This is a genomic window from Rhizobacter sp. P3_C12, from assembly GCF_056402735.1.
On the sequence record NZ_JBFUGW010000239.1, the window covers coordinates 1 to 9,721 of the forward strand.

Below are 9,721 nucleotides of genomic sequence, written 5' to 3' on the forward strand. Positions count from 1 at the left end.
TCGTTCGTGGTCGTGGCCGGTGCGCTGGTGGCCACCTCGGTGCCGGGCTCGCTGCCGTTCGGCGGCGCGCCGGCGACCGTCGCACAGACCGGCGGTTCCACGGCGGTGGCGGTCGCTCCGTCGCCGCTGCGCGCCGTCAGCGTCACGCAGGAGGCCGAGCCGGTGCGGCTGAACGGCCAGCTGATCCGCGATGCACGCCTGGACGAGTACCTGTCGGTGCACAAGAAGTTCGGTGGCAGCTCCGCCCCCGGGGTGCCCTCGGGCTTCCTGCGCAATGCCGCCGCCGAAGCCCCTGCTCGCTGACCGGACCCACCGACCCATGCTGCTGCGCCTTTCAGCGTTGATGGTGAGTTGTGCATTCGTTGCCTTTGCCCCGGCCAGCCGGGCGCAGAGCGCGCTGGTCAGCGGCGACCCGCTGGTCGAGGCGCGAGAGACCCAGGTCTGGCTCACCCGCATCACCGAGGCGGCGAACAAGCGCAACTTCCAGGGCACGGTCGTCGTCAGCGCCGGCGGCACGGTGGCGAGTTCACGCATTGCGCACTTCTGCGACGGCCGCAACCAGTACGAGCGCATCGACTCGCTGGAAGGGCAGATGCGCAACGTGCTGCGGCAGAACGACGTCGTCCACACCGTGTGGCCGCAAAGCCGCGTCGCGATGGTCGAGCAGCGCGATTCGATGAGCTCGTTTCCCGCGCTGCTGCAGGCCGGTGCGCAGCACGTGACCGACTTCTATGAGCTCAAGCCGTTGGGCGTCGAGCGCGTGGCCGGCCACGAGGCCAACGTGCTGCAGTTGCGCGCCAAGGATGCGCATCGCTTCGGCTACCGCCTGTGGGCCGAGAAGAACACCGGGCTGCTGCTGCGCACCGAGGTGCTGGGCGAGCACGCCGAGGTGCTCGAGTCGTCGGCGTTCTCCGACGTCAGCATCAACGTCAAGCCGCAGGCGGAGCTGATCACGCAACCGCTGCGCAAGCTCGACGGCTACCGCATCGTGCGGCCGCCCGTCACGCCGGCCAGCCTCGAGTCCGAAGGCTGGACGCTGAAGCACGACATTCCCGGCTTCACCCAGGTCAGCTGCGTCAAGCGGCCGTTCGATGGCGCGTTGCGGATCCGCGGCGCCACCGAACCGGTGCTGCAGGCGGTCTATTCCGACGGGCTGACCTTCGTGTCCATCTTCATCGAGCCGTTCAATGCCGAGCGCCACCAGCGTCCGATGTCGACCGTGATCGGCGCCACGCAGACGATGATGCGCCGCTACGGCGACTGGTGGGTCACCGTGATGGGTGACGTGCCCACCGCGACGCTGCGGGCGTTCGCGTCGGGGCTGGAACGCAAGAAGTAGCCGGCGGCGTGCGGCTGCACGCGGCGGCCCGTGTGGGTGTCGTCGAGGGAGTGCTCAGCATGCAAACTGTGATCGATCAGGGCCGGCTCGCGCCGGTGAACGCGCCGCGCGGACGCCGCGCCATGCGCGCTTGTGCCGCCGCGCTGGGCGCGGGCGCCGTGTTGTTGCTGGCGCAGGCCGCGGGTGCACAGGCCCAGAACCAGGCATCGCCGCAGAGCCCTGCGCCAGGCCAGGCACAGCCCCTGGCGCCGGTCCAGGTGCTGCCCGATTTCGCCGACCTGGTCGAGCGCGTCAGCCCGGCCGTCGTCAACATCCGGACCACCGAGCGCGCATCGGACGCGCCGCGCGGGCCGTTCCGCCGCCGCGCGCCGGCGGTGCCGCAGCAGCCGGGCGAAGAGGTGCCGCGCGGTGAGGGCTCCGGCTTCATCCTCAGTGCCGACGGCTACGTGATGACCAATGCGCACGTCGTCGAGGGCGCCACCGAGGTCTACGTCACGCTGACCGACAAGCGCGAGTTCAAGGCGAAGATCGTCGGCGCCGACGAGCGCACCGACGTCGCGCTGGTGAAGATCGATGCCACCGGCTTGCCGTCGCTGAAGATCGGCGATGCGGGGCGCTTGCGCGTCGGCGAATGGGTGCTCGCGATCGGCTCGCCGTTCGGGCTGGAGAGCACCGTGACGGCCGGCATCGTCAGCGCGAAGCAGCGCGAGACCGGCTCCGACGTGCCGTTCATCCAGACCGACGTCGCGGTGAACCCCGGCAACTCCGGCGGGCCGCTGCTGAACACCCGCGGCGAGGCGGTGGGCATCAACTCGCAGATCCTCAGCCCGGTCGGCAGTTACGTCGGCATCTCGTTCGCGATCCCGATCGACGAGGCGATGCGCGTCGCCGACCAGTTGAAGGCCACGGGGCGCGTCGTGCGCGGCTACCTCGGCATCCAGCCGATCGACGTGCCGCGCGAACTGGCCGAGGAATACGGGCTCGCGAAGGGCAAGGCGAAGGGCGCGTTCGTGCGCCAGGTCGTCAGCGGCACACCGGCCGACAAGGCGGGCATCCAGCCGGGCGATGTCGTGATCAGCGTCAACGGCAAGCCGGTCGATGGCGCCGTCGACCTGCGGCGCACGCTGGGTTCGCTGAAGCCGGGGACGGCGATCACGCTGCAATGCAATCGGCGCGGCAAGCTGCTCGATTTCAAGACGAGCCTGGCTGAGCTGAATCCGCAAGTGGCTGCAGCGGCAGAGCGCCCCGAGGCCCCGATCGAGCCGCGCACGGCCGGCGCCGCGAAAGTCTGGGGATTGAGCGTTGCCAACCTCACCGACGCCGAGCGGCAGGCGCTGCGGGGCGCGAACGGCGTGCGCGTGAGCGCCGTCACCGGTGGCGCGGAAGCAGCGGGCCTGCGGGCGGGCGATGTGATCGTCGCGGTCGGCACGGCCGACGTGACCGACGTGAAGCAGTTCGAGGCCGTGGTGTCCAGGCTCGACAAGACGAAATCGTTGCCGGTCACCGTGCTGCGTGGCGACTGGGCGCAGTTCCTGCGCATCCCGGTGCTCAAGTGAGCGCCGGATATCCGACTGCAGGCACGGGGATTGCCGTGACTCTTTCGCAATGCGGGATCTGCAGACGGAACTTTGATGACGCCGAAATTCGCCTCGCCAATGGAAAGTCAGTGTGCGCACACATCATCTGGCAGATCGCCTCGAATTCAGCGCGCTTTTGGCTACAATTCGGGGGTCGCAGAACGGCTTTATTGCCAATCCGGTCAACGAGTTGAGGCGTCTGAAACTATCCCCAAGCTACCCACAAGGCTTTGTGGATAAGTTGTGGAAAGATTTTGCTGTTGGTGACCCGCAACGACAAGAAATCAAGCAACGGCGCGGTTTCCGGCGGGGTGCTTTTGGCTACAATGAAGGCCCAACAAGCAGTTGCCATACGTTTTGTTGGAAGGCGCGTCAGTTCTTCGACGTGCCTTTTTTTTGTTCACGGCCCGGGTCTTCGACCCATCATGTCGAGCGCGCAAGTCACGCGACAACGCGCACGAGATGAGCCATCAACGCAGCGGTGCAACCGCTGCAGCGTCGATGCGCGACGCAGTGGAATCGCTCAATGGATCACATCCGAAATTTTTCCATCATTGCCCACATCGACCACGGCAAGTCGACGCTGGCCGACCGACTCATCCAGCGCTGCGGCGGATTGAGCGATCGCGAGATGGAAGCGCAGGTGCTCGACTCGATGGACATCGAACGCGAGCGTGGCATCACGATCAAGGCGCAGACCGCCGCGCTCACCTACCAGGCGCGCAACGGCAAGACCTACCAGCTGAACCTGATCGACACGCCGGGGCACGTCGACTTCTCATATGAAGTGAGCCGCTCGCTGTCGGCCTGCGAGGGCGCCTTGCTGGTGGTCGATGCGAGCCAGGGCGTCGAGGCGCAGACCRTCGCCAACTGCTACACGGCGATCGAACTCGGCGTGCATGTGATCCCGGTGCTGAACAAGATGGACCTGCCGCAGGCCGATCCGCAGCGTGCGAAGGACGAGATCGAGGACGTGATCGGCATCGACGCGACCGATGCGATCCCGTGCAGCGCGAAGACCGGCGAGGGCATCGACGACATCCTCGAGGCGGTGATCACCCGCATGCCGCCGCCCCAGGGCAACCCCGACGCGCCGCTGCGCGCGATGATCATCGACTCGTGGTTCGACAACTACGTCGGCGTCGTGATGCTGGTGCGCGTGGTCGACGGCGAGCTGAAGAAGGGCGAGCGCTTCAAGATGATGGCCACCGAAGCCGCCTACGCCGCCGAGCAGCTCGGGGTGTTCACGCCGAAGTCGCTGGCGCGCGATGCGCTGCGCGCCGGCGAAGTGGGCTTCGTGATCGCGGGCATCAAGGAGCTGCAGGCCGCCAAGGTCGGCGACACCATCACGCTCGAGAAGAAACTGCCGAACAACGCCGGCCCGGCCAGCCAGGCCCTGCCGGGCTTCAAGGAAATCCAGCCGCAGGTCTTCGCCGGCCTGTACCCGACAGAAGCCAGCGAATACGACCAGCTGCGCGATGCGCTCGAGAAGCTCAAGCTGAACGACTCGTCGCTGCGCTACGAGCCCGAGGTCAGCCAGGCGCTCGGTTTCGGCTTCCGCTGCGGCTTCCTCGGGCTGCTGCACATGGAGATCGTCCAGGAGCGGCTGGAGCGCGAGTTCGACCAGGATCTGATCACCACCGCGCCGAGCGTGGTCTACCAGGTGGAGCTGGGCGACAAGACCGTGATCCAGGTCGAGAACCCGTCGAAGATGCCCGATCTCGGCCGCATCAACGAAATCCGGGAACCGATCGTGACCGTGCATCTCTACATGCCGCAGGACTACGTCGGCCCGGTGATGACGCTGGCCAACCTGAAGCGCGGCAACCAGATCAACATGGCCTACCACGGCCGCCAGGTCATGCTGACCTACGAGATGCCGCTGGCCGAGATCGTGCTGGACTTCTTCGACAAGCTGAAGTCGGTGTCGCGCGGCTACGCGTCGATGGACTACGAGTTCAAGGAATACCGCGCGGCCGACGTCGTGAAGGTCGACATCCTGCTCAACGGCGACAAGGTCGACGCGCTGTCCATCATCGTGCACCGTACGCAGAGTGCCTACCGCAGCCGCGCGGTGGTGGCCAAGATGCGCGAGCTGATCTCGCGGCAGATGTACGACGTGGCGATCCAGGCCGCCATCGGGGCCAACATCATCGCGCGTGAGACAATCAAGGCGCTGCGGAAGAACGTGCTCGCCAAGTGTTACGGCGGCGACATTTCGCGCAAGCGCAAGCTTCTCGAAAAACAAAAGGCCGGCAAGAAACGCATGAAGCAGATCGGCTCCGTCGAGGTGCCCCAGGAAGCGTTTCTCGCCATCCTCCAAGTGGACGATTGATGGGCTCACTGATGGGTTCTCTGACCGGCGTGCTCTATGGCGCCCTGGTGGTGTATCTGGGCGGCTGGTACCTCGGCAAGTGGACGGGCAACTTCTCGCTGCTGCTGTTCATCCTCACCGTCGCGACGCTGGCCTACTGGCTGGCCGAACGCTTCCACTTCGCGCCGCGCCGCGCGGCGGCCGCCGCCACGCTCGACCGCCAGGATGCCGAGCGCCGCGAGCGCCTGGCATCGCAGGGCATCGCGAAGGTCGACGACAACGTCGCCCAGGCGCGCGACACCCTGCTGATGCAGCCGTGGTGGCTCGACTGGACTGCCGGCCTGTTCCCGGTGATCCTCGTCGTGTTCCTGCTGCGCTCGTTCCTGTTCGAGCCGTTCAAGATCCCGTCGGGCTCGATGGTGCCGACGCTGCTGATCGGCGACCTGATCCTGGTGAACAAGTACCACTACGGCATCCGCCTGCCGGTGATCAACAAGAAGATCGTCCAGATCAACGACCCGCAGCGCGGCGACGTGATGGTGTTCCGCTATCCGGCCAACCCGAGCATCGACTACATCAAGCGTGTCGTCGGCGTGCCGGGCGACCAGATCGACTACCTGAACCAGCACCTGTACGTGAATGGCAAGCTCGCCGACACGCAGCCGCTGGAGCCGTTCTACGACGAGGACGCCGTGCGCTTCGCACCGCAGTACACCGAGAAGCTCGGCAACGTGGCGCACCGGATCCTGGTCGAGACCAAGCTGCCGAGCGCGGCCGCGCCGCTGTTCGCGTTTCCCTTCAAGGAAAACTGCCGCTACAGTGCGGAAGGCGTGCGCTGCAAGGTGCCGGCGGGACACTACTTCATGATGGGCGACAACCGCGACAACTCGCAGGACTCGCGTTTCTGGGGCTTCGTGCCCGACGAGAACATCGTGGGCAAGGCCTTCTTTGTCTGGATGAATTTCGGCAATCCCAAGCGCGTCGGATCGTTCAATTGAGCGGGAGCAACAGGTAAATGACGATGGAACAGCGGTCGATGGAATCCCGGGGTCAGATGCGGCAATGCGCGCCCCGCCGTGCAGGGCAACGCGGTGTGACGCTGTTCGGCCTGATGTTCTGGGCCATCCTGATCGGCCTCATCTCGCTGCTCAGCCTGAAGGTGCTGCCGACGCTGAACGAGTACTTCACGATCAAGCGCACGGTCGAGAAGATCGCGACCAGCGGGGCTACCACCGTTCCCGAGATCCGCACCGCCTTCGAGAAGCAGAAGGACATCGAGTACTCGATCCAGTCGATCTCCGGCAAGGATCTCGAGATCACGAAGGTCAACGACAAGGTCGTGATCGCCTTCGCCTACAACAAGGAGATCGAGCTGATGGCCCCGGTCTTCCTGCTCCTCAAGTACGAAGGGCGCTCGAGGTAAGGGCTGCGGCCCGACGCTTCCGCACCGTTCGTCATCAACCAGCCCCGCGCGTGGATGCCCGACTGACCGCCCTGCAGAACCGCCTGGGCTACCGCTTCACCCAGCCGGAATTGCTGACGCGCGCGGTCACGCACCGCAGCTTCGGGGCCGACCACAACGAGCGGCTCGAATTCCTCGGCGACGTGGTGCTGAGCCTGGCGATCAGCGACCTGCTGTTCGAGCGCTTCGCCGGCTCCGACGAAGGCGACCTGACCCGCGTGCGGGCGCACCTGGTGCGTGAAGACACGCTGCACAAGGTGGCCGTGCTGATCGGCCTGCCCGAGGTGCTGCGCCTGAGCGAAGGCGAAGCCCGTGGCGGCGGTGCGCAGCGCCCGTCCATCCTGGCCGATGCGCTCGAAGCCGTGATCGGTGCCGCCTACCGCGACGGCGGCTTCGAGGCCGCCCAGGCGCTGGTCCAGCGGCTGTTCGGCGAGGTCATAGCGACCACCGACCTCGACAGCTGGTCGAAGGATGCCAAGACCGAGCTGCAGGAATGGCTGCAGGCGCGCCGCCTGCCGGTGCCGGCCTACCGCATCGTCAACACCCGCGGGCAGGCCCATGCGCAGACCTTCGAGGTCGAGTGCGCGGTGCCGGCCCTCGGCCTCACCGAAACCGGCGAAGGCCGCTCGCGCCGCGCCGCCGAACAGGAAGCCGCGCGCGGCATGCTGGTCGCGCTGAAGGCGAATGACAAGCCCGGCAGCGCGCTGCGCTCCTGACGCTCCCCGACGACCCTCCTGCTGACGACTTTCCTGGTTCCCCCCGCATGACCGACATCCCCGAGACCCCTGCCGACGACGACGGCGACACCGGCACTGGCGCCGCCGCCGGGCCCGGTGAAGCCGCAGCCACGCGCTGCGGCCTGGTCGCGATCGTCGGCCGCCCGAACGTCGGCAAGTCGACGCTGCTGAATGCGCTGGTCGGCCAGAAGGTCAGCATCACTTCGAGCAAGGCGCAGACGACGCGCCACCGCATCACCGGCATCCGCACGGTCGACGACACGCAGTTCGTGTTCGTCGACACGCCCGGCTTCCAGACCCGCCACAGCGCGCCGCTGAACCGCACGCTGAACCGCACCGTGCAGGGCGTGCTCGGCGACGTCGACGTGGTGCTGTTCGTCGTCGAGGCCGGCCGCTTCGGGCTCGACGACGCGAAGGTGCTGGCGCTGATGCCGGCCGACAAGCCGGTGATGCTGATCGCCAACAAGCTCGATGCGGTGCACCGCCGCGCCGACCTCGTGCCCTGGCTGAAGGGCATGCAGGATCGGCATGCGTTCGCCGAGTTCGTGCCGCTGACCGCCCGCAAGGACAGCGATGTTCAGCGCCTGCTGGGCATCGTGAAGCCCTACCTGCCGCAGGCGCCGTGGTTCTACGAAGAAGACGCGCTGACCGACCGCAGCGAGAAGTTCCTCGCCAGCGAGATCATCCGCGAGAAGCTGTTCCGCCTGACCGGCGACGAGCTGCCCTACACCTCCACCGTCGTGATCGACAAGTTCGAGGAAGAGGGCGCGCTGCGCCGCATCGCCGCGACCATCATCGTCGAGCGCGACGCGCACAAGGGCATGGTGATCGGCAGCGACGGCGAACGCCTGAAGCGCATCGGCTCCGAGGCCCGCCAGGAGCTCGAGCGCCTGATGGACGGCCGCGTGTTCCTCGAACTGTGGGTGAAGGTGCGATCGGGCTGGGCCGACGACGAAGAGCATCTGCGCACCTACGGCTACGAGTAGCCGCCGCGCATGGCCACCCGCCCCGCGCGCCCACCGGCCACGCAGGCGGCCTACGTGCTGCACCGCTACGACTGGAGCGAATCCAGCCTGATCCTCGACCTGTTCACCCGCGAACAGGGCCGCATCGCCGTGGTGGCCAAGGGCGCCAAGCGGCCGTACTCGCAGCTGCGCTCGGTGCTGCTGCCGTTCCAGCGCATCCAGGTGACGCTCGGCAAGCCGCCGCGCCCCGCCGAGCCGTCCAGCGAGTCTCCCAGCGAGGTGCAGACGCTGCGCGGCGCCGAATGGGCCGGCGGCCACGCGATGCTGACCGGCGCGGCGCTGTTCAGCGGCTTCTACCTGAACGAGCTGCTGATGAAGCTGCTGGCCCGCAGCGATGCCCATCCGGCGCTGTTCGACGCGTATGCCGCGACGCTGCCGCTGATGGTGTCTGCCGACGACGGCATCGTGCAAGCGGCGCTGCGCGCCTTCGAGCTGGCGCTGCTGCAGCAGGTCGGCGTGCTGCCCGACCTCAGCTGCGTGACGATGACGCAGGCCGAGGTCGACCCCGCCGGGCGCTACCTGCTGCTGCCGGAGCAGGGCGTCGTGACGGCGCGCGGCCGCGAGAACGAGCTGGCCGGCCAGACGCTGATCGGCCTGCAGGCCGCGCTGCAGCACGGCAGTCTCGTGGCATTGCAGCAGGCCTGCGCGCCGGCGCTGCAGGAACTGAAGCTGCTGCTGCGCGCGCTGCTTCACTATCATCTGGGCTCACCGGTGCTGCGCACGCGGCAGGTGATGCTCGACGTGCAAGCCTTGGAGCGCTGAGGACACCATGAATCCCACCCAGACGACGGGCCTCGACCCGCACCGCGGCCTGACCGCGCTGTCGGTCAACCTGAACAAGGTCGCGCTGCTGCGCAACACGCGCCATCTCGGCATCCCGAGCGTGACCCGCGCCGCCGAGCTGGCGCTGCTGGGCGGCGCGCAGGGCATCACCGTGCACCCGCGGCCCGACGAGCGCCACATCCGCGCCGGCGATGTCTACGAACTGGCCGAGCTGCTGCAGGCGACGCCGCACATCGAATACAACATCGAAGGCAACCCGTTCCACAACCTGATGGATTTCGCGCGCGAGCTGAAGCGCCGCGGGCTGCCGCTGCACCAGTGCACCTTCGTGCCGGACAGCGTCGAGCAGTCGACCTCCGACCACGGCTGGCGCTTCCCCGAGGATGCCGCGCGCCTCGCGCCGCTGATCGCCGAAGTGCATGCGATGGGCGTGCGCGTGAGCCTCTTCATGGATCCCGAGCCGCAGGCGATGGCGGCGGCGCGC

General features: G+C 67.3%; 9 protein-coding genes and 1 pseudogene. All 10 read left to right on the plus strand.

Going from position 1 to position 9,721, the window contains the following annotated elements:
- Positions 1 to 303 (plus strand): annotated as a pseudogene (locus tag AC1DXV_RS26535) (sigma-E factor negative regulatory protein); the annotation flags it as partial.
- Positions 304 to 319: 16 nt separating this feature from the next.
- On the plus strand, positions 320 to 1,339 hold the full coding sequence (locus tag AC1DXV_RS26540) for a MucB/RseB C-terminal domain-containing protein (protein ID WP_477865344.1): 1,020 nt from the start codon (positions 320 to 322) through the stop codon (positions 1,337 to 1,339).
- 59 nt (positions 1,340 to 1,398) lie between these two features.
- Complete coding sequence (locus AC1DXV_RS26545) at positions 1,399 to 2,895, plus strand: Do family serine endopeptidase (RefSeq protein ID WP_477936384.1); 1,497 nt, start codon at positions 1,399 to 1,401, stop codon at positions 2,893 to 2,895.
- Positions 2,896 to 3,442: 547 nt separating this feature from the next.
- Positions 3,443 to 5,251 carry a translation elongation factor 4 gene (gene lepA, locus AC1DXV_RS26550; RefSeq protein ID WP_477936386.1) on the plus strand — a complete coding sequence of 603 codons (1,809 nt, stop codon included), beginning with the start codon at positions 3,443 to 3,445 and terminating at the stop codon, positions 5,249 to 5,251.
- Positions 5,252 to 5,262: 11 nt separating this feature from the next.
- On the plus strand, positions 5,263 to 6,228 hold the full coding sequence (lepB, locus tag AC1DXV_RS26555) for a signal peptidase I (protein WP_047500932.1): 966 nt from the start codon (positions 5,263 to 5,265) through the stop codon (positions 6,226 to 6,228).
- A 95-nt stretch (positions 6,229 to 6,323) separates the two neighbouring features.
- The gene (locus AC1DXV_RS26560) at positions 6,324 to 6,653 is read left to right on the plus strand and encodes a DUF4845 domain-containing protein (RefSeq protein ID WP_477865347.1); all 330 of its coding nucleotides are present in this window, start codon (positions 6,324 to 6,326) and stop codon (positions 6,651 to 6,653) included.
- A gap of 50 nt (positions 6,654 to 6,703) precedes the next feature.
- Positions 6,704 to 7,408: a ribonuclease III gene (rnc, locus tag AC1DXV_RS26565; protein ID WP_477865348.1), complete on the plus strand. Its 705-nt coding sequence runs from the start codon at positions 6,704 to 6,706 to the stop codon at positions 7,406 to 7,408.
- A 47-nt stretch (positions 7,409 to 7,455) separates the two neighbouring features.
- A complete protein-coding gene (gene era, locus AC1DXV_RS26570; RefSeq protein WP_477936388.1) occupies positions 7,456 to 8,415 on the plus strand; it encodes a GTPase Era in 960 nt (319 codons plus the stop codon).
- A 9-nt stretch (positions 8,416 to 8,424) separates the two neighbouring features.
- Positions 8,425 to 9,216 (plus strand): DNA repair protein RecO, encoded by a 792-nt coding sequence (gene recO, locus AC1DXV_RS26575; protein ID WP_477869937.1) that lies wholly within the window; start codon positions 8,425 to 8,427, stop codon positions 9,214 to 9,216.
- Between the two features lie 7 nt (positions 9,217 to 9,223).
- A partial coding sequence (locus AC1DXV_RS26580) for a pyridoxine 5'-phosphate synthase (RefSeq protein ID WP_477936390.1) occupies positions 9,224 to 9,721 on the plus strand: 498 nt, incomplete at its 3' end.

What these genes read in the sequence shown, in the direction of transcription:
- AC1DXV_RS26540 (WP_477865344.1), top strand. Translation starts at nt 320, where the DNA reads ATGCTGCTGCGCCTTTCAGCGTTGATGGTGAGTTGTGCATTCGTTGCC.
- AC1DXV_RS26545 (WP_477936384.1), top strand. Translation starts at nt 1,399, where the DNA reads ATGCAAACTGTGATCGATCAGGGCCGGCTCGCGCCGGTGAACGCGCCG.
- lepB (WP_047500932.1), top strand. Translation starts at nt 5,263, where the DNA reads ATGGGTTCTCTGACCGGCGTGCTCTATGGCGCCCTGGTGGTGTATCTG.
- era (WP_477936388.1), top strand. Translation starts at nt 7,456, where the DNA reads ATGACCGACATCCCCGAGACCCCTGCCGACGACGACGGCGACACCGGC.
- recO (WP_477869937.1), top strand. Translation starts at nt 8,425, where the DNA reads ATGGCCACCCGCCCCGCGCGCCCACCGGCCACGCAGGCGGCCTACGTG.